This window comes from Pseudoalteromonas thalassia, from assembly GCF_049257215.1.
Lineage (GTDB): Bacteria > Pseudomonadota > Gammaproteobacteria > Enterobacterales > Alteromonadaceae > Pseudoalteromonas > Pseudoalteromonas lipolytica_C.
This window is the reverse complement of sequence record NZ_JBMMUE010000017.1, coordinates 1-25,421: the sequence shown is the minus strand read 5'-3', so window position 1 is coordinate 25,421 and position 25,421 is coordinate 1. Positions and strand designations below refer to the sequence as shown.

Genomic DNA, 25,421 nt, shown 5'->3' with positions numbered 1-25,421 from the left:
TTATGGCAATTTCATTAAACAGTCCTTTAACGCCCGATCTAAATAAACTAACTAATTATCTATCGCAGGTAAATGAAAGTGGTTGGTATACAAATTTTGGGCCGTTGCATCAGTTGTTAACTGAGCGTCTAGAAGAGTATTTAGGTGTTGAAAACTTATTACTTGTGTCAAATGGCACTTTAGCTATTCAGGTAGCTTGTAAAGCTTTAAATATCAACTCTGCTATTACTACCCCTTTTAGTTTTGTCGCAACAACTAGCTCTTTGTTGTGGCAAGGTATTGAAACTGCGTTTAGTGATATTGATGCAAAGAGTTATAACCTGTGCCCTAAAACGCTTGATAAAGCGCTGATGCAAGTTGATCATTATGATGGCATTGTAGCAACCCATGTTTATGGTAACCCTTGTGATGTAGAGTCACTTGCAAAAGTAGCTCACAAGTATAATAAAAAAATAGTATACGATGCAGCACATGCCTTTGCTGTAAATATTAAAAACAAATCTGTTTTAAACTTTGGTGATGCGAGTACGTTAAGTTTTCATGCCACTAAAGTGTTTCATACGGTAGAAGGTGGAGCTATTGTTTTTAAACATAAAGCTGATTATGAAAAAGCTAAAAAGCTGATTAATTTTGGTATTCAAGCTGGCGGTAAGTTAGGTGAACCTGGTATTAATGCTAAGCTTAATGAATACCAATGTGCCGTAGGCCTAACATTATTAGAGCAAATAGATTCAGTGCTTGAACATAGAGCATATTTATTTGAACTGTATCGCAATAAGCTAAAAGATATAGTAGAGCTACCTAAATGGCATATGGATGCTAGTGTAAATGGCGCTTATATGCCAATTTTTATTGGATGCGAAAAACAACAAACCGCAGTTTTAAACGCGTTAGCAGAACATAAGATTCAAAGTCGACGATATTTTACACCATCATTAGATTTGGCTTATCCACAACTAAAAAGTGATGGATGTAATAATAGCCAAAAGTTAGCAGGTGGGGTTATATGCTTGCCTTTGCATGGTTATATGGAAGCTAGTGATATAAACAGTGTAGTCAATGTTATTGAAATGACGCTGAAACAGAAAAACGATGAGAAAGTGACTACTATATGAGTGCTTGGATTAATTTAATTGATATTGTTGGTTACTTAGAATCACAAGGCTATGATTTCGAAGTGGAAGGTGAGATTGATAAGGTTAGAAATTTTGCCAGCATAAAATGTGTAGAACCAAATTGTATGTATTTTTTTACTGGAAAAAATCTACCTAGTAACATATCTCTTTCTATTGTGTTTGTATTAAAGTCTTACGCTAACCCGAGCCCAAATAATACTTTAATTAAAGTGGAACACCCTCAGTTGCTGTTTTATAAACTGATGAATGCTTACTATCCTAAGGTTTTAAAAGGGATTTCTAAAACAGCGGTTATATCTGAAAAAAGTATCTTACCAAACAATTTAGAAGTAGGTAATTTCGTCACTATTGGTAGTGCCAAGATTGGTGAAAATTCCATTATTGGCAGTAATGTAGTGATTCATGACAATGTTACCATTGGCGAGAATGTAGTGATTTCTGATAATACCGTCATAGGTGCTCCTGGTGTAGCATGGGTATGGGATCCTGCAACTGGAGAGCGTATTAGACAGCCTCAGATTGGGCACGTTTATATTGCTGATAATGTGTTTATTGGTAGTAATGTTACCATTGCAAGAGGCTCGGTGAATGAAACAACTAAGTTATTGTCAGGTACCGTGTTATCTCACGGTACGCAAGTGGGGCATGGTGTTCAGATTCACGAAAATGTTCATGTTGCAAACAATTGTGCTCTTGCTGGAAATGCAACTTTAGGGTTTGAATGCTTTTTAGGTGCAGGCGCTGTTGTATCTTCTCAAGTATCGATTGCTGCAAAAGTAATTGTTGGTGCTGGTGCAATAGTTTCAAAGAATATAGATGTTGAGGGTGTAACCTATATTGGGATGCCAGCACGTGCCATACCGAAACAAAATAGCTTAAATGGAGTACCGAATAGAAAATGATTCTCTTTCAATTTAAAGGTGATAGAAATTACCTTCACGGGACAGATACTTTCGATAAGATTAGTGAGTTGTTAACTAATGAGTTTATTACAGACATATCATTTCGGAAGACCACAGTTAAACAGTGTGTGATATCTGATCTGAAAATTAGCAATGTAGTCTCTGTTATAAAAACTAACATCAGGACATATTATCTTTGCGAATCGGATGAAAATATAACAGAGCGATACGATTTTGACGAGGATGCTCTGGTATCTAACGCTATTATAGATGATAAGGTAGTTTCAATGAATATGGATTCCAACTATTCATTCATTGAAAATATAGTTGCTTTAACCAAGTTACTTAATAATAATCTTGATAAACCCAAGTATGGTAAGTGGTTGTTTGGGCAATATAGGTCTCAAATAGACAATCGTAATTTTAGCGGGAAAATTGAAATTGAATCGGTAAAGCGCATTGCCGGAAAGTTTAGTGAAAACTTGATTTATTTAGATGGTAAGTTAGCTGGGAAAATCATGTTCATTGTGGGGCAAGTATGATCTATATAAAGGAAATTGGTACGTATATACCAAAACAAAAAATAAACAACTATACTAACGCTGAGCGCTTCTCAGAAACTAAAGAGTTTGTTGATTCAAAAATTGGTTCCGAAGAGCTACCACAAATTGCCGAGAATGAAAATACATCAGATATGGTTGTTAAAGCAGTTGAGGCGTTGTTAGAAAAGAGTCAACTCGGTAAAAATGAGATTGAAGCACTTGTTGTTGTTACCCAAAATGCTGATTTCGGTGGTTTGCCGCATTGTTCTGCGATTGCACATGGAAAACTTTTATTAAAGCCTAACGTATCTTGTTTTGATATCTCGTTGGGTTGCTCTGGTTACGTTTACGGCCTAAGTATCCTAAAAGCGCATATGATTGAAATGGGATTTAAAAACGCTATTTTAGTCACCGCCGACCCTTATTCAAAAATCATAAACAGAGAAGATAGAGTTACTTCACTTTTGTTTGGTGATGCAGCAACAGCTACTTTACTATCTACAGAGGGGGTTTTTTCAATTGAACGACCATTATTAAATACTGAAGGGAGTGGTGGAGAAGCACTCGTGAAAAAAGAACATCTTTTTATGAATGGACGACAAGTATTTAATTTTGCCGCTACTAAAGTACCAGCTCACATCACTGAGTATCTCACCCAATATTCATTAAATAAAGAAGATATTGATGCATTTATACTGCACCAAGGAAGTGCTTCTATTGTTGAAGTAATTTCAAGAAAACTGGGGCTAGAAAGTAAAAAAGCACCTCTAGATATAAGAAAGACAGGCAACACTGTCTCTTCGTCGATACCAATTCTGCTCGAACGATACATCCATGATAAAGAGGGTAATAATATTATTATTTCTGGTTTTGGCGTTGGTTTATCATGGGCAACAAATTTATTAAGGAGAAAAACATGTTAGATTTAAATGTATTAAACGATTCTTTAAAAGCAGCAGGTGTAACGTTAGAGGTTGACGTTAGTAATGCCCTAGAACAACCGTTCGAGGATGTGGGTGTAGACAGCTTAGATATGTTCAATCTGTTGTTAGAATTAGAAACAGCGACAGGAATTACTATTCCGGACGATGAACTTGATAAAATCACTAACTTCAAGCAACTTATGGATTTTTACAAATAAAGGGGCAATAATGTTACAAAAACTTGATGTTAATAAATTTCTTAGATTGGAGTCAGAGCGCCAAAAAGAAATTTTGTCGGGGATCAATGAGCTTTTAATGGATATAAGTGCTGAAGAGCGTGTAATTTGGGCGTTTGAAAACCTCGCTGGAAACCATGCACTGACATCAAGTTTTGGTATACAGGCAGCGGTTTGTCTGCATATGTATACAAGAGTAGAACCGAGCATTCCGGTTATATTTATTGATACTGGATATTTGTTTCCTGAAACATATCGATTTGCTGATGAGTTAAAGAAAAAATTAGGCCTAAATTTAAAAGTTTATCGTTCTGAGCTTTCCCCCAGTTGGCAGGAAGCATTACATGGTAAGCTTTGGGAGGCAGGCCTTGAGGGAATAACCAAGTTTAATCGACTGAATAAAGTTATTCCAATGGCTATGGCACTTAATGACTTGGAGCTGTCTGCATGGCATTCTGGGCTTCGTAGAGAGCAATCCGATACTAGAAAAAAATTGGACTTTTTATCTATCCAAGGTGAACAATTTAAGTTTTTACCAATTTTAGATTGGACTAAAGATGATGTAGATGCTTATTTAAGAGAGAATAACCTTGAATATCACCCTCTTTATTACAAAGGTTATTCTTCAGTTGGCGATATACACACGTCTTCTCCGGTTGAAGACGGACAAGAGGATCAGCAAACACGGTTTTTGGGGCTTAAGCGTGAGTGCGGTTTGCATGAAGATTATTTTAAGCGCTGATGTCAAATATAAAAACTAGTTTCTTATGGAGTGCGATAGAGCGCTTAGCTACTCAAATAATACAGCTAATAGTCATGTTATATTTAGCAAGGCTATTAGGGCCAGAAGCTTTTGGGTTGGTTGGCATGTTAGCTGTATTTATTGCGATAAGTCAGACCTTTGTTGATAGCGGTTTTTCTTCTGCGTTAATTAGGAATACAGAGCGAACTGAGGAAGATTTTTCAACAACATTCTATTTTAATATAGGTGTTGGTGTATTTTGTTATGCCATTTTATTTATTGTAGCGCCTTTTATCGCAAGATTTTTTGACCAGATTGAGTTAATTAGCTTACTGCGAGTTTTGGGTTTGACTGTAATTGTTAATAGCTTTGCAATTGTGCAACGAGTGAAGCTTACTATAGAAATGGACTTTAAAACCCAAGCTAAAGCTTCATTAATTAGTGTTTTTGTGAGTTGTGGGGCGGGAATATGGTTAGCTAACACAGGGTATGGTGTATGGGCACTGGTCGGGCAAACTATATCTAATGCATTGTGTAATGTGGTCTTACTCAATATTTATCTCAGATGGCTACCTACTACAGGATTTAGTAAAAGTTCATTCAATTATTTATTCGGTTTCGGCTCTAAGTTATTAGCTGCTGGCTTACTTGATACAATATTTAAAAATATCTATCAAATTGTGATAGGTAAACAGTTTAGTGCCAATCAAGTGGGGTTATTTTCGCAAGCTAACCAATTAGCAAGTGTGCCTGCAATCACACTTACTTCGGTGATACAACGAGTTACTTACCCTATGTTAAGTAATATGCAAAATGATATTGAGAAATTTGATAAAACATATTTGCTAACACTACGTATGGCTGCGGTATTTGTCTTTCCATTGATGGTTGGGTTAGGGCTTATTGCAACACCCTTAATTATTATTTTGTTAGGTGAAAAATGGTTACAAGCAGCTGAGTTATTGACCATCATCAGTGTGGCTGTGATGCTGTATCCTGTACATGCGATAAATTTGAATTTATTGAATGTAAAAGGGCGTTCAGATATATTTTTAAAGCTTGAAGTGATTAAAAAAACGCTATTGTTCTGTATTTTATGTATAACTATACCACTAGGTATTAAAGCTATTTGTATAGGTATGGTAATACAAACTTATATTGCATTTTTTATTAACTCTTTCTATGCGGGACAGTTTAGTAAACTCAATACAAGCAAGCAATTAAAAGCATTGTTACCTATTTGGATTGGAGTTTTTGCCTGTGCAGTAGTAACGCATGGTGTTTATCTTGTCATTTCATATAATATTGGCCAGGTTTTTTATATGCAACTGGTAGTAAATTTAAGTGTGCTGCCTTTGTTATATATATTTTTTATTCGATTAACACAGCGGGACTTATATAATATTACTGTGGCAACAATGTTTGGTAGAAATGTTGTTATTAAAAAGAATTGACTTAACTACGTGTTGATAACACATTTTATTTTTGTAAATAAATACGAGCCTTATTTCATTGCATGGAATAACTTTGGAGTAAATTAAGTGGCAAAACAGTTGTTTGATATTAATGCATTTAGAGCACAGCCATTACCAACAGAAGATGAAATAATAGCAAACTGGCAAGGTGATATTGATAAGCCAGTCGTAAGTGTATTATGCAACACATTTAATCAAAAAATGTACATTGAAGATGCATTCCGTGGCTTTTTAATACAAAAAACTGACTTTTCGTTTGAGGTGATCGTGCATGATGACGCTTCAACAGACGGTACTAGTGATATTGTTAAAAAATACGCTAGGCGTTACCCTAAAATTTTCAAACCAGTTATCCAAACAGTAAACCAATATTCGCAAGGTAAAAAGCCAAGCTTGCTAAGCTCTAAACATGCAAAAGGCGAATATTTTGCATTATGTGAAGGAGATGATTTTTGGGTAGATGATTCTAAGTTACAAAAACAACTACTAACTTTGATTAGTTCAAATGAAGTTGAGCTATGTTTTGGTTCGGCAATCGGACTAAATGGTAATGGTGAGTGTATAAAAATTGCTAATTATAGTGATAGCAGAAAGCATTTCAGCCTAGCCGAAGTTATACGTGGAGGAGGGGGGATGATGCCCACAGCCTCACTGCTTTTAAAAAGAACTGTATTTGATAATATACCTGGTTGGTTTAAGTTAGCACCTGTCGGTGATTATTACTTGCAAGTTTTAGCAAGTAAAAATGCAGGGGCTATATTTTTACCTGATACATTAATTGTATATAGAGTTGCAGCAAGTAATTCTTGGTCAGTCAATAGGTTTAAAAATCTAACCGCTGATAGTATTCTTCGTGAATACCAACAAAGGCTGTGGGCTATTGAAGCACTTTCAAACGAAGTGAATGATGTGTATCGCAACGATTTTGAGTATAAGATATCAATGTACCTATATGAGGGTTTAACTCTAAGCCTACGTATATCTAACAGGAATAATGTCGAATATTTTAGAAGTGAGATAAATGTTAATTCTCTTAGCTTTAAGAGGAAACTTATTCTTCTATTAACTAGGTTTCCGTTCTTTATTGACTTCTTTCCTTTTTTATATAAAAAGTTAATGCTAAGGTAATTCTATGGGGAACTTTAAAATAGCTAGCTCTTCGATTGTTATTTTTTGGACTTGTCTCACTCTGTGTATAATGCTGATAGAGCAGAGCGTTTTTTTTAAAATTATACTTTTTTATCTTAATTATTTTATGGTTCTTGCTTTTAATAAAAAAAATGCGCTTGATCCTAGGGTTTTTTTTCTTGGTTTCTTTGTTATATATTCAACATTCTATCCAATAAAAGTTATTCTTCTTGATTATTCATTAATCCCTATTAATTATTACTCTTTAAGTCTGTCTTTGAATTACTCCTTTTTCTTTTTTTTCTCGTGTTTGTTAGTTTTTGAACTGTTCTTAAAGCCTCATAATGGGGAACACTTTTATGATAGTGTATACAGCCTAAAACCTCCAGGCAATGAGACCCTGTTAAGGTACATAGCAATTTTTATTATACTTTTGCTATCATTCTCCATTTATAGCTCTGGTGCAACATCTAAGAGAGATGTACAGTCAGAAATTGGGGTTTTAGCATCGCTCGGTAATTTTTGTGCACTAATGTTGTTAGTGTTATTTTATCTAAATTTAGTTAGAAGTATTAAGTTTAAATTTTTCAATCAAGTAACAGTGTCTACATTCTTTATTTTACTTTTTTACATGTTGCTTACAGGGGAAAGAGATGTATTTTTCAGACTTTGCTTTTCACTTTTAGTGGTTTACTTTGCATATTCAAAAACATTAAACTTAAAAAAAATATTTTTAATATTTTTAGCTGTCGTAGTCTTAGTACCAATGTCTCAAGCTTTAAAGGCTATTTTAATTAACTCTGATGAATTGAGTGTAGGGACTGTCTCAACGGCTTTAATCTTCTCAAATGAATTTGTTTCAGCATCCAGGAATTTATATGCTTTGGTATATTTTGGGGTTGATTTTGGAGCATCTTACCTGCTAAATGATGTTGTTAGAGCTTTTATACCATCCTTGTTCTTTTCGGATGTTAATATCCATAGTACTGTATCATGGTTTCATAATGTCTACAGGCCTTCCAATGGTTTTGATGGCCAGTCAGGATGGGGCTTTACTATAGTAGGTAGTGGTTATCTATTAGGTGGTTACTTCGGTGTATTTCTTATTGCTATGTTGGTTAGCTTATCTCTTGTTTTTTTTTATAACCGCAAATACAAAAGCATACTCTGGTTTGTCTTTTACTTAATGTTGTTGATGACATCAATTTATACAATTAGAACTGATGTTGCAAATTTCTTATCACAATCTTACAAGTTGGGTGGAATATATATGTTATTTGTTCTTATTTCATCTTACCTTTATAGGCTGATAGGTGTATCTAAATAAAAAATCTAGATTTAAGTATCTATTAAGAATGATTAAAAGAGTTTTATTATGACTGGTCGTGATGTTTTTAGGTTGTTTGGTGTTGTATTTACATTTTTAAGTTTTATTATTAAGATTTTGCCAAGGTTCTTCCGCGTTTTTTTACTTAATTTATTTTCTTCTTTCCCAACGAATATTGGAGTTCTTATTAGGTTTTTACTTTTTAAAAGCCTAGCTAATAAGTGTGGTGATAACCTTTATATCGGTAGGTGGGTCATATTCAAAAACTTAGATAGAATAACTGTTGGTAGCAACGTAAGTATTCATGATTATTGCTATATTGATGCTAAAGGTGGTGTTGAAATAGGTAATGATGTTGCAATTGCTCACAATTGTAGTTTTATTTCTTTTGAACATAGTTTTAATAAAGTTAACATTCCAATTAAATACCAACCCCTAAAATTTAAAAAAATTTATATCGCCGATAATGTTTGGATTGGTTGTGGCGTTAGGGTCCTAGCAGGTACAATAATTGGAGAAAAAACTGTCATTGCAGCAAATTCAGTGACTAAGGGGGAATTGGAGGGGGAACGTATATATGCAGGTATACCAGCGAGGGTAATTAAAGATATATGAAAAAATTAGCTTTTATACATGACCATGAATTTATTTTTGATGGAAAGGATGCTTATTCTCCAGGTAAATTATCTACAAATTCTTTTGATAGATACTTAGATGTATTTGACCACATCACTATAGTTTCTAGGTATAAATTTTCAAGTAGGATTGACACACTATCAACCTATAATAAAGTGACAAACTCTAACATTGACTTTCGATGCTTTGAAAATCAATCAAAGTTTGTCAATCGCTTTATTTTGAGAGCTAAATTTAAAAATATGTTAAGGCAAATAATTAGGCATTTTGATGCTCTAGTTATCCGAGTCCCTAGCGAAATAGGTTTTCTTGCAAGTGAAATAGCTTTGGAGCTTGAGATCCCTTATGTATGTGAAGTAGTTGCTTGCCCATCTGATGCAATGGACGGTTTCAATTCTATTAAAGCAAAGTTATATAAAAGAATAATTGTTCAATCAATGAGGAAAGCTGTTCTGTTTTCTAGTGGGGCTCTATATGTGACACGTTACTTTCTCCAAGAGAGATATCCTACTAAAGGGTTTACATGTATTGCATCAAACGTTGAAATTAATGAACTTGGTCGTTGCAGAGAATACTCACAGAAAAGTCTGTATAAAATAGTTTTAACTGGAAACTTGGATAGTTTCCATAAAGGTTACAATATACTTTACCTAGCCTTAGAAGAACTTACTAAAAAGTTACCATTTAGTATTGAATTACACCTTGTTGGAAAAGGTAGCACTTTTATAAAAGATTTTAACTACACCAATATAAATGTTTTTTATCCTGGTGTTTTAGGACGAGTTAAACTTTTTGATTTACTCGATTTCTCTGATTTATATATACAGCCCAGTAATCAAGAAGGCTTACCTAGAGCAACCATTGAGGCTATGAGTCGCGGTTTACCTTGTATAGTAAGTAATGCAGGTGGGTTACCAGAGTTAGTTGACCCAAAATTTGTTCACTCAAAAAACTCACATATTGAGTTAGCAAGTAAAATATTGAGCATACTATCAAGTAAAGAAGACTACGAGTTAGCGTCTGCCTGTAATATTGAATTAGCTAAACAGTTTTTAACAAAAGATCTCAAAGCTCGAAGGTTAGATTTCTATAAAAAACTACGAGATATATGTTAATGAAGCGTCTTCTCTTTTTTGTAAATGTGGACTGGTTTTTTATATCTCACAGATTACCTATAGCTGAAAAAGCTCTCTGTGAAGGATATGAAGTTATAATTGCATGTCGGTTCACTATCCACAAGGCTGAATTAGAATCTATGGGCTTTAAGGTCATCCATGTATCATTTAATCGAAGTGGTGGTGGAATAACCTCTGAGGTAAAAACAGTTCGAGAAATTAAACAGATACTTGAAAAAGTTAAACCAGATGTTGTACATGCAATTACTATAAAGCCTGTGCTGTATACAGGTTTAGCTCTAAAAGCCATTAGTGCTAATGTACCATTTGTAGCGGCAATTTCTGGGCTTGGTTATGTTTTTACTGCTAATACTTTAAGAGCCAAAGTAACGAAAGTTATTGCCTCAGTTTTTTATAAAGTTGCTTTATCGCAAAAGATTAAGATAGTTATATTTCAAAATACTTCTGACGAAGCAATATTAACTGAAGTAACTAAATTGAAAATTGCTGATAAAGTTTTAATTAAGGGTTCTGGAGCTGATTTATCAGTCTACGACTTTAAACCTGAAAATGTAGGCCAAAGCCCCAAGGTTGTAATGGCTTGTCGTTTATTAAAGGAGAAAGGTGTTTATCAATTTATTGAGGCTGCGAGAATTGTTAAAGCAACTTACCCCAATATTGAATTTTTATTGGTAGGCACGCCAGATTTAGAAAACCCAAATACAGTAAAACAAGCTGAAATTGATAATTGGGTAAAAGAAGGCATAGTAAATTACCTTGGCCATAGAAATGACATTCCAGATGTTTTTTCAAGTTCTAATATTGTTTGCTTACCCTCTTTTTATGGTGAAGGGGTGCCAAAAGTTTTAATTGAAGCCGCTGCTTGCGGGAGGGCGATTGTGACAACCGATAATCCAGGTTGTAGAGATGCTGTTATCGAAGGTAAAACAGGGTTAACGGTGCCGGTGCGTGACTCCAGTAAGTTAGCTGAAGCAATCACTCAATTAATAGAAAATACTAATGTAAGATTAAATATGGGACAACAAGCTCGTAAATTTGCAGAGCAAGAGTTTGATGTGAATAGTGTTGTTGATAAACATTTAGAAATTTATAGCTCATTACTAGCAAGGATTGACTAATGATTGCTATAACAGGCTATACGGGTTTTGTTGGTAGTGCTTTATTGAAAGTGCTTGAATCGGACAATGTTTTGCTTTTAGGCCGCAAGGTTTTACCTGAATACCCTAACTTTAGCTATTTTGATTTGACTGATACTAAAAATCTTGAACTGCAAGATAGTTTGAGCGCAGTTGATGTGCTAATACACAGTGCTGCAAGAGTTCATATAATGAATGATAGTGCACTTGACCCGCACGCTGATTTTAAAGCTACAAATACACTTGGAACTATTAATTTAGCTAAACAAGCAGCTCAAGCTGGAGTTAAGCGTTTTATTTTTTTAAGCTCTATCAAAGTGAATGGCGAGAGCACAACGGATAAACAACCTTTTTCAGCTACTGACCAGTCTGCACCAGAAGATCCTTACGGTACATCAAAAGCAGAAGCTGAGCAGCAATTGTTAGAGCTAGGTAAAAAAACCGGTATGGAGATTGTTATAATCCGCCCGCCACTTGTATATGGTAAAGGTGTTAAAGCTAATTTTGCCTCATTAATGAATTTAGTTGGAAAAGGTTTTCCGCTACCATTTAGGCTGATAAAAAATAATAAACGAAGTTTAGTATCGGTTTATAATTTAGTTGATTTGATTCAAATTTGTATTGAGCACCCTAATGCAGCTAACCAGACTTTCTTAGTAAGTGATGATCTCGATTTATCTACAGCAGAAATGGTAGCGCTAATGGCAAAAGTACATAATAAGCGTAATCTAGCATTACCTGTACCTGTTTGGTGTTTTAAGTTAACTGGGAAACTTTTGGGTAAGCAGGCGGTGATTGATAGATTAACAGGTTCACTACAACTAGACATTACCCATACGAAAAAAACTTTAAACTGGACGCCACCATACTCTGTTGAACATGGTTTTAAATTAGCTGCCAAAAAATAAAATATGGAACTTTTTATGATACGTTTACTCGACTTTTTATTTGCCTTATTTGGTTTATTTTTTGCCCTGCCATTTTTAGTTGTTTTATACATTATTGGCTTGTTTGATACCGGCTCTCCTATTTTTATTCAAGAGCGTGTTGGCCGAAATAAAAAGCCTTTCACTTTGGTTAAGTTTAGAACAATGAAGGTTAATACTGCATCGGTAGCTAGCCATTTAGCAAGTACCGCATCTATCACGCCATTTGGTGGCTTTTTACGTAAAACAAAGTTAGACGAGCTACCACAACTGTGGAATGTTTTAAAAGGCGAAATGAGCTTGGTTGGCCCTCGCCCTGGGTTATTTAACCAAGAAGAGCTTACAGCGGCACGAGATGCTAAAAACGTTTTTGCAGTGCGACCAGGTATCACAGGCCTTGCTCAAGTAAACGAGATTGATATGTCGACTCCTGAATTACTGGCAAAAACTGACCGGGAGATGATAGATACACTTAACTTGAGTAACTACTTTAAGTACATACTCATGACTGTTACAGGTAGTGGCAGTGGTGATCGAGTTATTAAAAAGTAATGAGTTGAAATTGGATTAATTTAAGTTAAGGTTGCGTACATCATCTAAACTTCATTTTTTGTATGTACCTTATTTACGTATGGAACACATTGTTAAGACAATATTATGAATAAAAAAATCACTCACCTTAAAGCTTTAGAAGCTGAGGCTATACATATTATCAGGGAAGTGGCTGCTGAGTTTGACAACCCTGTTATGCTTTACTCAATAGGTAAAGATTCATCTGTTCTATTGCATTTAGCTCGTAAAGCATTTGCTCCAGGAAAAATCCCTTTCCCTCTACTTCATGTGGATTCTCACTGGAAATTTAAAGAGATGATTGAGTTTAGAGATCGCATTGCCAATGAGTATGGTTTTGATCTTATCGTCCACAAAAATATGGAAGGTGTCGAGGCCGGTGTAGGCCCGTTCACACATGGTAGCTCGAAGCATACAGATATAATGAAAACTCAAAGCTTAAAACAAGCTCTAAATAAAGGTAAATATGATGCTGCCTTTGGGGGAGCGCGCCGCGATGAAGAAAAGTCGCGAGCAAAGGAGCGAGTGTATTCATTTCGTGATAAAAATCACCGCTGGGATCCAAAAAATCAACGACCAGAGTTATGGAATATTTATAACTCAAAAGTTGAGAAAGGCGAGAGTATACGTGTTTTTCCTTTGAGTAATTGGACTGAGCTTGATATATGGCAATATATTTACTTAGAGAGTATTGAGATTGTACCTCTTTATTTAGCTAAAGAGCGCCCTATAGTTGAGCGTGATGGTATGCTAATTATGGTTGATGATGAACGCATGCCAATTAAAGATAAAAGCGAAATACAACATAAAATGGTTCGTTTTAGAACGCTTGGTTGTTATCCGCTTACAGGCGCTGTTGAGTCAGCAGCAACAACACTTCCAGAAATCATACAAGAGATGCTGTTAACCAAAACGTCAGAAAGACAGGGGCGTTTAATAGACCATGACTCGTCAGGCAGCATGGAAAAGAAAAAAATGGAAGGGTATTTTTAATGAGTCACGCATCTACGCTAATTGAATCGAATATTTTAGATTATCTTGATCAACACGAAAATAAAGAGTTGTTACGTTTTATTACTTGTGGCTCGGTTGATGATGGTAAAAGTACGCTAATTGGTCGCTTGTTACATGATTCAAAAATGATTTTTGAGGACCAACTAGCCGCTATAGAGAAAGACAGTAAAAAAAGCGGTACTACAGGTGATAAAGTAGATTTAGCATTATTGGTTGACGGATTACAGTCTGAACGCGAACAAGGCATCACTATAGACGTTGCTTATCGTTATTTTTCGACAGATAAACGTAAATTTATAATTGCAGATACTCCTGGACATGAGCAATATACAAGAAATATGGCCACAGGCGCATCGACTGCTGATTTAGCTATAATTTTAATTGATGCTCGATATGGTGTTCAAACACAGACTAAGCGACATAGCTTTATTGTATCATTGTTAGGAATAAAGCACGTTATTGTAGCAATCAATAAAATGGACCTTGTTGACTTCTCTGAACAAACATATAACGCTATTTGTGAAGATTATAAAAAACTAGCTGAATCTTTAAATATCCCAGATATCCACTTTGCACCAATTTCTGCTCTTAATGGTGATAATGTTGTAAATCAAAGCTCAAATATACCTTGGTATAAAGGTGGAACACTGATGTCTTTGTTAGAAGAAATATCTATTGAGTCAGCTGAAACCTTAGATGAATTTCGTTTTCCCGTGCAGTATGTGAACCGTCCAAATCTTAATTATCGTGGTTTTGCAGGAACAATTGCTTCGGGTAGTGTTTCTGTGGGTGATGAAATTAAAGTTTTACCATCTGGCAAGCAAAGTAAAATAAAAAGTATTGATACATTTGAAGGTTCAATTACTGAGGCTTGCGCTCCATTTGCAGTAACAATTACTACAGAAGACGAAATAGACATCAGCCGTGGTGATATGCTAGTTCACTTAAATAGCTCCGCTACACTAGCTGACCAAGTATCTGCACATATTGTATGGATGGACGAAAAAGTATTAGCGCCTAACAAAGAATACTTAATGAAGTTTGCAACAAAAGAAGTATCGGGTTTCGTTTCATCTATCAGCAATAAAATTGATGTTAATACTCTTGAGAAGGAAAGTGCAGAATCTTTAGAGCTTAATGAAATAGCCCTGTGTGAACTAAAATTAAATAACCAAGTTACTGTAGATCCATATGGCTTAAATCGTCAAACAGGTTCATTTATTATTATTGACCGTTTAACTAACGGAACTGTTGGTGCTGGCATGGTTGTAAATGCCACAAATAGTTTTAATACAAAACATCTTTTGAAAAAGCAATATACAGACGCAGAAATCCAGTTAAATAAATATATTAGAACTCATTACCCTGAGTGGAATGCAAAAGAAATAGGCTAGTAATATAAGTAAAGGGAACTTATGAATATTGAGCAATGCTTAATAGTTGCTATTTTCATAGCAACTATTATTTTTTTAGTTAAGTTTCAAAAGTTTCCTGAACGTGTTTTTGCCGCATCATGTTTGGCGTGCTTTGCGGCTAACTTAGTTTCAACTGAACAATTACTTACAAATGCTGTTAATCCAGGTTTAGTAACACTATTGCTCTTAGTTGTATGCGCATTTTCCTTTGAGCGTACCAGTTTTTTGCGAAAACTGGCTAATGTTTTATTTAATGGCTCTGTGTTTAAGTCTTACATTAGAACTTTGTTGGCAACAATTATAGCGTCAGGTTTTTTGAATAATACTGCGGTAGTTGCTACTTTAATTAGCCCAGTAAAAAACAATAAACTGATTGCTCCAACCAAACTTTTATTACCCCTTTCTTATGCCGCTATTTTGGGCGGCACTCTTACTTTAATTGGTACCTCAACTAACTTAATTGTTAACTCTATGTTGATTGAACGCGGTGCTGTGGGGTTTGATTTTTTTGACTTTTTACCAATAGGATTAGCTGCAGTTGGAGCTTGTGTAATAGTTATGGCGCTAACTATTAACCGATTAAAAGGCAAAGTAAGTAAAGTTGAGAGCACTAGCGATTACTTTGTAGAAGCTAAAGTAAGTGCAGGTTCACCATTAATAGGTAAAACAGTAGAGCAGAATGGCTTACGAAGTTTAGAAGCTCTGTTTTTGGTTGAGATAGTACGTGAAAAGCGCTTAATTTCGCCAATAGCACCCACACAAATTATCCGAGAAGGCGATAAGCTAATTTTTTCTGGCGATGTAACTAAGGTATTGGTGTTGCAACAATTTGAAGGTTTGAGCTTATTTGCTGAACAAGATGGCTTATTGCGTGATAACTTAACCGAAGTAGTTATTAAACCCGGTGCTGCGGTAGTTGGTAAAACATTAAAAACCGCTGGTTTTCGTGCTCGCTTTGATGCTGCGGTTGTTGCTGTGCGCCGTGAAGGTGAAAAGCTCTCGGGTAAGCTGGGTGATATCACTATTCAAAGTGGTGACTTTTTGATTCTCGCAGTCGGCCCCGACTTTGCTAAACGTACTAACTTAACTAAAAACTTTTATATACTTAGTGGTGTTAAAGCCGATAACATGCTTAAAGGGGCAAAAGAGCGTATTGTTACTTGGGGGTTTGTTACCACCATTGTGAGCTCTCTAATTTTTGATATTAGCTTATTAAAGAGCTTTATTTTTTATCTTGCCGTTCTGGTGGGATGCCGTTGTTTATCAATAAACGAAATTAAGCGGCGTTTTCCGCTAGAGCTTTGGCTTATTGTGATGAGTGCTTTAACTCTAGCTACAGCTCTAGATAACTCAGGGGTATCAACGTTAATAGCAGAGCAAGCCAAAGACTTACTTGCTGGGCAAAGTGTTTATATCGCCTTTGCTGGTGTATTTTTACTTACTCTATTATTTACTGAGTTAATAACCAATAACGCTGCTGCAGCGCTGACCTTTCCAATTGCATTTACCATTGCTCAAGGTTTAGGTGTTAGCTATTTGCCATTTGTACTAGCGGTTGCATTTGCCGCTAGTGGTAGCTTTATTAGCCCTTACGGTTATCAAACCAACTTAATGGTTTATAATGCCGGTAACTACAAGTTAAGCGATTTCATAAAGTTTGGCCTACCGATATCTATCACTTATAGTGTGGTCGTATTGGCCTTGATACCCGTATTTTTTCCGTTTTAAAAACGAGCACTATAGAGGTAAGATATCAGAGAAAAGAAGTCAGAAGGAACTGCGATGAATTTTGAAAAGTTAGATGTTTGGAAAAGAGCTGTTAAATTAAGTGCAGAAACTTATAAAACCACTTCTGAAATAAATGATTATGCTTTCAGGAGTCAATTAACACGTTCAGGCACTTTCAGTGCCAAGCAATATTGCTGAGGGTGTTTGTAGAGATAGCTTTAAAGAAAAGAGTCGCTTTATTGATATTGCTAGAGCTTCTTTAGCTGAAGCTAGAACTTAAATTTACATAGGTTTAGAGGTTGGTTATATAGGGCGTGAAGTCGCTTTAAGCTGGATTGCAGAGTCAAATGAGTTAGCTGCTATGTTGACAAGTTTAAAGATTCGCTTTGACTCTGAAATCTGAAATCTGAAATCTGAAATCTGAAATCAACCCTGAACCTCAAGAGGCAATATTACCATGAATATTGTATGGCACACTCAAACCGTTTCGCGTGCTGAAAAAGAACAACATAAAGGGCATAAGCCAGTATTACTTTGGTACACTGGGTTAAGTGGCTCAGGTAAGTCGACAATTGCTAACGCGGTTGAGGCAAAGTTATTTGAATTAGGTTGCCATACTTACCTGCTTGATGGTGACAATGTACGCATGGGCTTAAACAGAGGTCTTACTTTTACAGACGAAGACCGCATCGAGAATATTCGCCGTATTAGCGAAGTTGCCAAGCTGTTCGTTGATGCCGGTTTAATTGTATCAACCGCCTTTATTTCACCTTTTAAAGAAGACCGTGCCCGCTCTCGAAGTATGATGAAGCACGGTGAGTTTGTTGAGGTATTTATCGATACGCCATTAGAGGTTTGCGAACGCCGCGACCCGAAAGGTTTATACAAGAAAGCCCGTGCGGGGGAGATCCCTAATTTTACAGGTATTAGCTCAGCCTTTGATGTACCTGAGCAACCAGAGATTCATGTAAAAACAGCAGAACAAAGCCTTGAGCAAAGCGTTGAGCAAATTATTGGTTATTTATACGAAGCCGGAGTTATAGAAATTTAGAGGCTGAAATTTGACATCTAAGGTTTGATATCTAGCGTCTGTTTTCTGATATCTAACCTCTGAAGTTTAAAGCTCTAACATCTCTTACCTACTTTTTATTTTTTGAGATTTTATGAATTACGATATTTTTAACGGCGATGCAGATGGCATAATCGCACTTTTACAGTTACAGCTAGCGAACCCTGTTGATAGTGTAAAAGTAACCGGTGTTAAACGCGATATTCAATTATTAAAAAATCACTCCTAAAGCTGGCGACAATATTCGAGTGCTTGATATATCGATGGAAAAAAACATGCCAGAGCTGCGCTATGTGTTGGGGCGCGCGTTTTGTATGTTGACCATCATAAAACGGGAGATATTCCAAAACACGTTAACCTATTTGCACATATTAATTTATATGCGAATATGTGCACTAGTTTAATAGTAAGCGACCTTATCGATAAGCGATACCACTTATGGGCCATTACAGCAGCTTATGGTGATAACTTATTTGCTAAAGCTGTCCGTGAGGCTGATAAATTAAACCTTACAGAGCTTGAAAAGTCGCAGTTAAAAGCATTTGGCACTTACATTAATTACAATGGCTACGGCAGTGAAATTGCCGATTTACACTTTACTACAGAAGACTTGTTTAATGAGTTACTTAAATATGAGTCTCCTTTTGACTCAATTAACGATCTTGGGTTGGTTTATTATGTATTAGAAAGAGCCTACAAAGCAGATATGCAAAAAGCAGCATGTGCTGAAGTTATACATAATTGCGAGACAGCTAAAGTTATTTTACTTGAAGATGCGCCATGGGCTCGCCGTGTAAGTGGTGTATTAGTCAACGACCTTGCAAACAAATCACCAGATAAAACCCACGCAGTACTTATCTACAAAAATAAAGGGAGTTACACTGTGAGTGTTAGGGCGCCGCTAAATAACAAGCAAAATGCAGTTAATGTATGCAGCCATTTTGCTACTGGAGGTGGCCGGGTAGCTGCTGAAGCTATTAATAAACTACCAAAATAGTCAGTAAGTGAGCTGGTAAAGCTTTAACTTATTTCTATAAAAAAGCCGACGAAATCAATAGTTAATAAAAATGTATTGGTTTTTGGTGATTTTTACGTTCACTAGCTATATTATATGGATGTTTAATAATTATTAAGCTTTTGCTCAGTTAGGACAATTGATAATTCAAGCTTAATACAAAAGGGATTTCAAGTGGACAAAATAATAGACTCTATCTTTAACGCGCCTCGTTCTAAAAAGCGCGCTATAACACTCGTTTTTGACTCTTTTTTTATTTTTTCAGCCTTTTGGCTTGCCTTAGTTGTTCGGCTTGACAGCTTCGCCCCCTTGTATGTTCTTGAGTACTGGTTTGTACTTGGCTTATTGTTGCCTACCTCATTAATTGCTTTTGTTAACCTAGGTTTATACCGTGCGGTGCTGCGTTATATGAACGCCCAAGCATTGTGGGCGATTGTTATAGGTACTTTAATTGCTACAGTAGCACTGGTTATATTTTCGTTTTTTTTAGGGGTGATGATGCCCCGTTCGATGCCTTTTATTTTTGCTTGGCTTTGTTTATTAACAGTGGGTGGCTCTCGTATTGTAGTGCGCGCCATGATCGGCAAAATGGCCACATCAAATAAAGAGCAAGTTATTATTTATGGTGCAGGTTCATCAGGTAGACAATTAGCAACGGCGCTAGAGGCAGGCCCAGAGTACCATGTACGCGCTTTTATAGACGACGATGTAACAAAGCAAGGTTCAATAATTCAAGGTGTGCCTGTATATGCATTTAACGACATACATACTTTAATTGATAAGCGGAGTATTAGTAAAATATTGCTGGCTATGCCAAGTGAGAGTCGATCACGTCGTAAAGAGGTACTTGCGCAATTAGAACCCTTAGCAATACAAATACTGTCGATCCCGGGTATGGCCGATATTGTAGGTGGTAAAGCTAAACTATCTGAATTTAGAGAAGTCGAAATAGAAGACCTATTAGGCCGCGATTCGGTAGAGCCAAAACCTGAGCTAATGGCTGCTAATATAACAAATAAAGTTGTAATGGTAACAGGGGCTGGTGGTTCTATAGGCTCTGAGTTATGTAGGCAAATTATTAAGCAGCAACCTAAAAAGCTTATTTTGTTTGAGGTAAACGAGTTTGGCTTATACTCAATCGAAAAAGAGTTGTGTGAATATATTCAAGCGAATGAGCTTAATATTGAGCTTGTGCCAATTATGGGCTCTGTGCAGCGTATAAACCGCATTGAGACAGTAATGATCACCTTTGGTGTGCAAACTGTTTACCATGCTGCCGCTTATAAACATGTGCCTTTAGTTGAGCACAATGTGGTTGAAGGTGTACGTAATAACGTATTTGGTACCTATTACGCAGCTAAAGCAGCAATGAATGCTAAAGTTGAAACCTTTGTGCTTATATCTACCGATAAAGCTGTACGCCCAACCAATGTTATGGGGGCTACTAAGCGCATGGCTGAGTTATGTTTACAAGGGTTAGCGCAGAATAAAGGTAAGCAACATAATACCCGTTTTTGTATGGTGCGGTTTGGAAATGTACTTGGCTCTAGCGGCTCTGTAGTGCCATTGTTCCGTAGGCAAATTAAAGAGGGCGGGCCAATAACCTTAACTCATCAAGACATAACGCGCTTTTTTATGACCATTCCAGAGGCTGCTCAGTTAGTTATACAAGCTGGCGCTATGGGTAAAGGTGGCGATGTATTTGTGCTCGACATGGGCGAACCTGTAAAAATTAAAGATCTTGCTACAAAAATGATTCGCCTATCGGGTTTTGAGGTTAAAAACAGTGCCAACCCACATGGCGATATTGCAATAGAGTGCACAGGCTTACGCCCGGGCGAAAAGCTCTACGAAGAGCTGTTAATAGGCGATAACGTAGGCGAAACTTGTCACGAACGAATTATGACTGCCAACGAAGTAATGCTGCCTCTTGCCGAAATTAACGTATTTTTAGAAGCGTTTGACATTGCTTGCCATAATTTTGATCACGAAACAATTCGCCAGCTGTTATTAGATGCGCCTACTGGTTTTAACCCAACCGATGGTATTTGCGATTTAGTATGGACTGCTAAACAAAATAAAGAACAATCTACCACAAACGAGCCTCTAGAAAATAAAGTTGTTAACTTTAAAGGCTAGGCTTTGTGTAACGGATTAGTTTTGAATATTTATAACAAATGATAGTATTTATTGTTTATGCTTGGCTTTACTTATCTTAAGTTAGTGGCTTTGAGCTAAGCTATAAAGTTTTTGGAAGGATGATTTATAAATGAAAATAGCAGTAGTGGGTACTGGTTATGTTGGCCTGTCGAACGCAATGTTGCTTGCGCAGCATAACGAAGTAGTCGCCCTAGACATAGACGAACAAAAAGTTAGTTTATTACAAGACAAGCAATCACCGATTGTTGATAGCGAAATTAGCGATTTTTTAGTAAATAAACCGCTTAACTTCACTGCTACCACCAACAAAGAGTCAGCCCTTTTAAATGCTGAGTTTGTTGTAATTGCCACTCCGACAGACTACGACCCAGACACAAATTATTTTAACACTCGCTCTGTTGAGTCGGTAATTAGTGATGTATTAGCAACTAACCCAACAGCAACAATGGTGATTAAATCAACCGTACCAGTTGGTTACACTAAATCGGTTAAAGAGCAGTTTGGCACAGATAACATTATTTTCTCGCCTGAATTTTTGCGTGAAGGTAAAGCACTTTACGACAACTTGCACCCATCACGTATCATTGTGGGTGAACAAAGTGAGCGTGCAAAAACATTTGCAAATTTACTTGCTGAGGGTGCCGAAAAAACTGATATTGAGATTTTATTTACTGACTCAACAGAGGCTGAAGCTATTAAGTTATTTTCGAATACTTATTTAGCAATGCGTGTAGCTTACTTTAACGAGCTAGACAGCTACGCCGAAAGCCATGGCCTTGATGCAAAGCAAATCATTGAGGGCGTAGGGTTAGACCCACGCATAGGTAAGCACTATAACAACCCATCGTTTGGCTATGGCGGTTACTGTTTGCCTAAAGATACTAAGCAACTATTAGCTAACTACCAAGATGTACCCAACAATATGATCCGCGCGATTGTAGATGCCAACACGACCCGCAAAGATTTTATTGCCAACTCAATTATTAATCGCAAACCTAAGGTGGTTGGCATTTACCGTTTAGTGATGAAGTCGGGCTCTGATAACTTTAGAGCGTCTGCCATTCAAGGCATTATGAAACGCATTAAAGCTAAAGGTATTGAGGTAGTCGTTTACGAACCAACCTTTGAGGGCGAAGCATTTTTTAATTCGCGTGTAATTAAAAATCTTGATGAACTTAAAAAAATATCTGATGTAATTGTATCGAACCGTATGGCCGAAGAGTTACAAGATGTAGCTGACAGGGTTTATACCCGCGATTTGTTTGGTAGTGATTAAGGAAAAGGCGGTATCGTAGACGTGAAATTTATTTCGCGCGAAAATATTTGCGCACAGAGAAGTGACGAGAAGAGAATGAGGGTTTATAGATAAGCCTTCATCAGGTAGATATTCTAAAATAGCCAAATGAATTGGCGGCCGTAAGGTTGATCGTTTATAGGAATAAAATGAAATATTTAGTAACCGGAGCTGCGGGTTTTATTGGCGCAGCTACTTGCCAAAAATTATTAGCGCAAGGGCATACAGTAGTTGGTATTGATAACCTAAATGACTATTACGATGTAAATTTAAAACTAGCTCGCCTTGATCTTATTAAAAACAGCAGCAACTTTAGCTTTATCAAGCTTGATATTGCAGAGCGAACTGCAATGGCTGAACTATTTAAAAATGAGCAGTTTGAGCGTGTAATTCATTTAGCAGCACAAGCAGGCGTGCGTTACTCAATTGAAAACCCAGATGCTTATGCAGACTCAAACCTTGTTGGTCATTTAAATGTACTAGAAGGGTGTCGTCACAATAAGGTTGCGCATTTAGTTTATGCTTCGTCTAGTTCGGTATATGGCTTAAACGAAAAAACACCATTTGAAACAACCGACAGTGTTGACCACCCAGTTTCGTTTTATGCTGCGACTAAAAAAGCCAATGAGCTTATGGCTCATAGTTATTCGCACTTGTATAACTTGCCTACAACAGGCTTACGCTTTTTTACAGTTTATGGCCCATGGGGTCGTCCAGATATGGCGCCTTATATTTTTACTAAAAAAATTCTCGATGGCGATACTATCGATATTAATAACAATGGTGATATGTGGCGTGACTTTACTTATATCGACGATATTGTCGAAGGCGTAGTTCGCGCAGCAGAGGTAGTGCCGGAACGTGATGATAGCTGGAAAGTTGAAACAGGCTCACCGGCAACAAGCTCTGCCCCATTTAAGGTGTATAACATTGGCCACGGCAGCCCAATTAACTTAATGGACTTTATTAGTGCTATTGAAAGTGAGTTAGGCATAGAAGCTAAAAAGAACTTTCGTGAAATGCAAGCTGGTGACGTTTATAAAACCTATGCAGATACCCAAGACTTATTTGAAGCTACAGGTTACAAACCTGCTGTAGGTGTTGAGCAAGGTGTAGCAGAACTTATCAGTTGGTATAAAGAGTTTTATAACAAACAATAACCTCTTTTGGGCTGTAAATAGATTGGTTGAACCACAGAGGTCAAAGAGAGCACAGAGGAAGAACATTTAAGCTTTCAGCCGTCAGATATTAGCCGAATTGTGTTGTTTGTGGGTCATACAATGGTTGATGGAATGGTGTTGTATGTAAGACGCGCCAAGCAAGCATGGCGCCTACAGTTTAATATTTTATTTCTCTATGTAGCGCGAAGCGCCTCGGTGTACTCAGTGGTTCAAAGTGTTTTCCCGAAGAGATAAGTTTTTAGCTGAATGTGCATATTCGCTGCTGAGGTGATAGGCGACACTGTAGGCGTGAAATTTATTTCGCGTGAAGCTCTTGCTTGAACCACAGAAGTCACTGAGGAAAAGAAGGAGAGATTCAATATAGTGTTTCTGCCTCATAACCTCTTTATAAACATCAGTATTAACGAGTATTAAAATTAAAAATCATTCAGCTTGTATCTACTTTAGTACTGTTAGTTTGGTGTTATTGTAGATTAAATTATTAAATAAGGGACTAATTATGAAAGCAGTGATTCCAGTTGCGGGCCTTGGTACCCGTATGCTCCCAATGACTAAAGCAATCCCCAAGGAAATGTTACCTTTAGTTGATAAACCGCTTATTCAGTACATTGTTAATGAATGTGTTTTAGCTGGCATAAAAGAAATTGTGCTAGTTACGCACAGCTCTAAAAACGCTATTGAAAATCACTTTGATACTAGCTTTGAGTTAGAAGCAACGCTTGAAAAGCGTGTAAAGCGTACATTGCTAGAAGAAGTGCGCTCAATTTGCCCAGCAGATGTAACAATTATGCATGTTCGCCAAGGTGAAGCGAAAGGCTTGGGCCATGCGGTATTATGCGCAAAACCAATTGTAGGTGATGACGACTTTGTAGTGGTACTGCCAGATGTTATTTTAGATGGTTACACCGCAGACCAAAAAACTGAAAACATTGCCGCGATGATCGAGCGTTTTAACGATGTAAAAGCAAGCCAGATTATGCTTGAACCTGTACCGCAAGAAAGTGTTCATAAGTACGGTATTGCTGATATTGGCGGCGTTAAAATTAAAGCCGGCGAAAGCGCACCAATTAAAACTATGGTTGAAAAGCCAAAAGCGGAAGAAGCACCATCTAACTTAGCGGTAGTTGGCCGTTATGTTTTATCAAAAGCTATTTGGCCATTACTAGCTAAAACACCTGCTGGTGCGGGTGGCGAAATTCAGTTAACAGATGCGATTGACGAGCTTATGAAAACTGAGGTTGTTGAGGCGTTCCACATGAGTGGTCGCGCTCACGACTGTGGCGACAAACTAGGTTATTTAAAAGCGATTATAGAGTATGGTATCCGTGACGAAAAATTAGGCGGTGAGTTCTCTGAGTTTTTAAACGATATTGTTGCGCCTAAAGTGAGTCACTTAAAAGCGGTTTAACTAGTTTTTGAGTTTCTGAAATATTCAAACGCCTACACATTGTGTAGGCGTTTTTGTTTATTAGATAGAATTTTAAACACAAAGAGGACGAGGATTACAGATTGAGATAATTAATAGACTTAAGGTGAATGTTTAGACTCTTTACTAAAGTGATATTTGATACCGTAGGTCTGAAATTTATTATGCACGTAAGATCTCTTTTGAACCACAGAGATGTATGGACTCCCCTCCCACAGGGGGGTAACGTAATAAGCGACAAAACTTTTACAAAAGGAGTCCATACATGGTGAATCTTAACGTTATTGCGATTGATTTAGCAAAA

The 25,421-nt window shown here is 36.7% G+C and carries 22 protein-coding genes and 2 pseudogenes; all 24 read left to right on the top strand.

Annotated features, from left to right (window positions below; translation table 11 throughout):
• Positions 1–2: 2 nt before the first annotated feature.
• The 24 genes and pseudogenes from AAEU31_RS17170 to galU all read left to right on the top strand — a co-directional run bounded on the left by AAEU31_RS17170 (position 3) and on the right by galU (position 25,099).
• Positions 3–1,115, top strand: a complete 1,113-nt coding sequence (locus AAEU31_RS17170; RefSeq protein WP_421967856.1) for a DegT/DnrJ/EryC1/StrS aminotransferase family protein — start codon at positions 3–5, stop codon at positions 1,113–1,115.
• Positions 1,112–2,038, top strand: coding sequence for a DapH/DapD/GlmU-related protein (locus tag AAEU31_RS17165; protein WP_421967855.1), 927 nt, complete (start codon positions 1,112–1,114; stop codon positions 2,036–2,038). The genes AAEU31_RS17170 and AAEU31_RS17165 overlap by 4 nt, the downstream gene beginning before the upstream one ends.
• Positions 2,035–2,580 (top strand): hypothetical protein, encoded by a 546-nt coding sequence (locus AAEU31_RS17160; protein ID WP_421967854.1) that lies wholly within the window; start codon positions 2,035–2,037, stop codon positions 2,578–2,580. Before AAEU31_RS17165 ends, AAEU31_RS17160 begins: the two co-directional genes overlap by 4 nt.
• Positions 2,577–3,503 carry a ketoacyl-ACP synthase III gene (locus AAEU31_RS17155; protein WP_421967853.1) on the top strand — a complete coding sequence of 309 codons (927 nt, stop codon included), beginning with the start codon at positions 2,577–2,579 and terminating at the stop codon, positions 3,501–3,503. The genes AAEU31_RS17160 and AAEU31_RS17155 overlap by 4 nt, the downstream gene beginning before the upstream one ends.
• Positions 3,497–3,721 carry a phosphopantetheine-binding protein gene (locus AAEU31_RS17150; protein WP_421967852.1) on the top strand — a complete coding sequence of 75 codons (225 nt, stop codon included), beginning with the start codon at positions 3,497–3,499 and terminating at the stop codon, positions 3,719–3,721. The genes AAEU31_RS17155 and AAEU31_RS17150 overlap by 7 nt, the downstream gene beginning before the upstream one ends.
• A 10-nt stretch (positions 3,722–3,731) precedes the next feature.
• Positions 3,732–4,481, top strand: a complete 750-nt coding sequence (locus AAEU31_RS17145) for a phosphoadenylyl-sulfate reductase (RefSeq protein ID WP_421967851.1) — start codon at positions 3,732–3,734, stop codon at positions 4,479–4,481.
• A complete protein-coding gene (locus AAEU31_RS17140) occupies positions 4,481–5,935 on the top strand; it encodes a lipopolysaccharide biosynthesis protein (protein ID WP_421967850.1) in 1,455 nt (484 codons plus the stop codon). The genes AAEU31_RS17145 and AAEU31_RS17140 overlap by 1 nt, the downstream gene beginning before the upstream one ends.
• An 87-nt stretch (positions 5,936–6,022) precedes the next feature.
• Positions 6,023–7,084 (top strand): glycosyltransferase, encoded by a 1,062-nt coding sequence (locus tag AAEU31_RS17135; RefSeq protein WP_421967849.1) that lies wholly within the window; start codon positions 6,023–6,025, stop codon positions 7,082–7,084.
• 4 nt (positions 7,085–7,088) lie between these two features.
• On the top strand, positions 7,089–8,411 hold the full coding sequence (locus AAEU31_RS17130; RefSeq protein WP_421967848.1) for an O-antigen polymerase: 1,323 nt from the start codon (positions 7,089–7,091) through the stop codon (positions 8,409–8,411).
• A 48-nt stretch (positions 8,412–8,459) separates the two neighbouring features.
• The gene (locus AAEU31_RS17125) at positions 8,460–9,026 is read left to right on the top strand and encodes an acyltransferase (RefSeq protein ID WP_421967847.1); all 567 of its coding nucleotides are present in this window, start codon (positions 8,460–8,462) and stop codon (positions 9,024–9,026) included.
• Positions 9,023–10,162, top strand: coding sequence for a glycosyltransferase family 4 protein (locus AAEU31_RS17120; protein WP_421967846.1), 1,140 nt, complete (start codon positions 9,023–9,025; stop codon positions 10,160–10,162). Before AAEU31_RS17125 ends, AAEU31_RS17120 begins: the two co-directional genes overlap by 4 nt.
• On the top strand, positions 10,162–11,301 hold the full coding sequence (locus AAEU31_RS17115) for a glycosyltransferase family 4 protein (RefSeq protein WP_421967845.1): 1,140 nt from the start codon (positions 10,162–10,164) through the stop codon (positions 11,299–11,301). The genes AAEU31_RS17120 and AAEU31_RS17115 overlap by 1 nt, the downstream gene beginning before the upstream one ends.
• A complete protein-coding gene (locus AAEU31_RS17110) occupies positions 11,301–12,227 on the top strand; it encodes a UDP-glucose 4-epimerase family protein (protein WP_421967844.1) in 927 nt (308 codons plus the stop codon). Before AAEU31_RS17115 ends, AAEU31_RS17110 begins: the two co-directional genes overlap by 1 nt.
• Positions 12,228–12,242: 15 nt before the next feature.
• The gene (locus AAEU31_RS17105) at positions 12,243–12,797 is read left to right on the top strand and encodes a sugar transferase (protein ID WP_421967843.1); all 555 of its coding nucleotides are present in this window, start codon (positions 12,243–12,245) and stop codon (positions 12,795–12,797) included.
• Between the two features lie 105 nt (positions 12,798–12,902).
• A complete protein-coding gene (cysD, locus tag AAEU31_RS17100) occupies positions 12,903–13,808 on the top strand; it encodes a sulfate adenylyltransferase subunit CysD (RefSeq protein WP_421967842.1) in 906 nt (301 codons plus the stop codon).
• Positions 13,808–15,223 (top strand): sulfate adenylyltransferase subunit CysN, encoded by a 1,416-nt coding sequence (gene cysN, locus AAEU31_RS17095; RefSeq protein WP_421967841.1) that lies wholly within the window; start codon positions 13,808–13,810, stop codon positions 15,221–15,223. Before cysD ends, cysN begins: the two co-directional genes overlap by 1 nt.
• Before the next feature lie 21 nt (positions 15,224–15,244).
• Positions 15,245–16,972 carry an SLC13 family permease gene (locus AAEU31_RS17090; protein ID WP_421967840.1) on the top strand — a complete coding sequence of 576 codons (1,728 nt, stop codon included), beginning with the start codon at positions 15,245–15,247 and terminating at the stop codon, positions 16,970–16,972.
• Between the two features lie 54 nt (positions 16,973–17,026).
• Positions 17,027–17,375, top strand: a pseudogene (locus AAEU31_RS17085) (four helix bundle protein).
• A gap of 54 nt (positions 17,376–17,429) precedes the next feature.
• The gene (gene cysC, locus AAEU31_RS17080) at positions 17,430–18,023 is read left to right on the top strand and encodes an adenylyl-sulfate kinase (RefSeq protein WP_421967839.1); all 594 of its coding nucleotides are present in this window, start codon (positions 17,430–17,432) and stop codon (positions 18,021–18,023) included.
• A gap of 112 nt (positions 18,024–18,135) precedes the next feature.
• Positions 18,136–19,038, top strand: a pseudogene (locus AAEU31_RS17075) (DHH family phosphoesterase).
• A gap of 192 nt (positions 19,039–19,230) precedes the next feature.
• Positions 19,231–21,195, top strand: coding sequence for a polysaccharide biosynthesis protein (locus tag AAEU31_RS17070; protein ID WP_421967838.1), 1,965 nt, complete (start codon positions 19,231–19,233; stop codon positions 21,193–21,195).
• 130 nt (positions 21,196–21,325) lie between these two features.
• Entirely contained in the window at positions 21,326–22,492 is a 1,167-nt protein-coding gene (locus AAEU31_RS17065; protein WP_421967837.1) for a nucleotide sugar dehydrogenase, read from the top strand.
• Between the two features lie 167 nt (positions 22,493–22,659).
• Positions 22,660–23,670 (top strand): NAD-dependent epimerase, encoded by a 1,011-nt coding sequence (locus AAEU31_RS17060; protein ID WP_421967836.1) that lies wholly within the window; start codon positions 22,660–22,662, stop codon positions 23,668–23,670.
• A gap of 520 nt (positions 23,671–24,190) precedes the next feature.
• Positions 24,191–25,099, top strand: coding sequence for a UTP--glucose-1-phosphate uridylyltransferase GalU (gene galU, locus AAEU31_RS17055; protein ID WP_421967835.1), 909 nt, complete (start codon positions 24,191–24,193; stop codon positions 25,097–25,099).
• Positions 25,100–25,421 lie beyond the last annotated feature (322 nt).

Bases quoted from the DNA above. Each gene is read 5' to 3' on its own strand.
- galU (WP_421967835.1), top strand. From the start codon at position 24,191: ATGAAAGCAGTGATTCCAGTTGCGGGCCTTGGTACCCGTATGCTCCCA.
- AAEU31_RS17165 (WP_421967855.1), top strand. From the start codon at position 1,112: ATGAGTGCTTGGATTAATTTAATTGATATTGTTGGTTACTTAGAATCA.
- AAEU31_RS17155 (WP_421967853.1), top strand. From the start codon at position 2,577: ATGATCTATATAAAGGAAATTGGTACGTATATACCAAAACAAAAAATA.
- AAEU31_RS17140 (WP_421967850.1), top strand. From the start codon at position 4,481: ATGTCAAATATAAAAACTAGTTTCTTATGGAGTGCGATAGAGCGCTTA.
- AAEU31_RS17120 (WP_421967846.1), top strand. From the start codon at position 9,023: ATGAAAAAATTAGCTTTTATACATGACCATGAATTTATTTTTGATGGA.
- AAEU31_RS17060 (WP_421967836.1), top strand. From the start codon at position 22,660: ATGAAATATTTAGTAACCGGAGCTGCGGGTTTTATTGGCGCAGCTACT.
- AAEU31_RS17170 (WP_421967856.1), top strand. From the start codon at position 3: ATGGCAATTTCATTAAACAGTCCTTTAACGCCCGATCTAAATAAACTA.
- AAEU31_RS17065 (WP_421967837.1), top strand. From the start codon at position 21,326: ATGAAAATAGCAGTAGTGGGTACTGGTTATGTTGGCCTGTCGAACGCA.
- cysC (WP_421967839.1), top strand. From the start codon at position 17,430: ATGAATATTGTATGGCACACTCAAACCGTTTCGCGTGCTGAAAAAGAA.
- AAEU31_RS17150 (WP_421967852.1), top strand. From the start codon at position 3,497: ATGTTAGATTTAAATGTATTAAACGATTCTTTAAAAGCAGCAGGTGTA.
- cysN (WP_421967841.1), top strand. From the start codon at position 13,808: ATGAGTCACGCATCTACGCTAATTGAATCGAATATTTTAGATTATCTT.
- AAEU31_RS17125 (WP_421967847.1), top strand. From the start codon at position 8,460: ATGACTGGTCGTGATGTTTTTAGGTTGTTTGGTGTTGTATTTACATTT.
- cysD (WP_421967842.1), top strand. From the start codon at position 12,903: ATGAATAAAAAAATCACTCACCTTAAAGCTTTAGAAGCTGAGGCTATA.
- AAEU31_RS17130 (WP_421967848.1), top strand. From the start codon at position 7,089: ATGGGGAACTTTAAAATAGCTAGCTCTTCGATTGTTATTTTTTGGACT.
- AAEU31_RS17110 (WP_421967844.1), top strand. From the start codon at position 11,301: ATGATTGCTATAACAGGCTATACGGGTTTTGTTGGTAGTGCTTTATTG.
- AAEU31_RS17090 (WP_421967840.1), top strand. From the start codon at position 15,245: ATGAATATTGAGCAATGCTTAATAGTTGCTATTTTCATAGCAACTATT.
- AAEU31_RS17105 (WP_421967843.1), top strand. From the start codon at position 12,243: ATGATACGTTTACTCGACTTTTTATTTGCCTTATTTGGTTTATTTTTT.
- AAEU31_RS17115 (WP_421967845.1), top strand. From the start codon at position 10,162: ATGAAGCGTCTTCTCTTTTTTGTAAATGTGGACTGGTTTTTTATATCT.
- AAEU31_RS17160 (WP_421967854.1), top strand. From the start codon at position 2,035: ATGATTCTCTTTCAATTTAAAGGTGATAGAAATTACCTTCACGGGACA.
- AAEU31_RS17145 (WP_421967851.1), top strand. From the start codon at position 3,732: ATGTTACAAAAACTTGATGTTAATAAATTTCTTAGATTGGAGTCAGAG.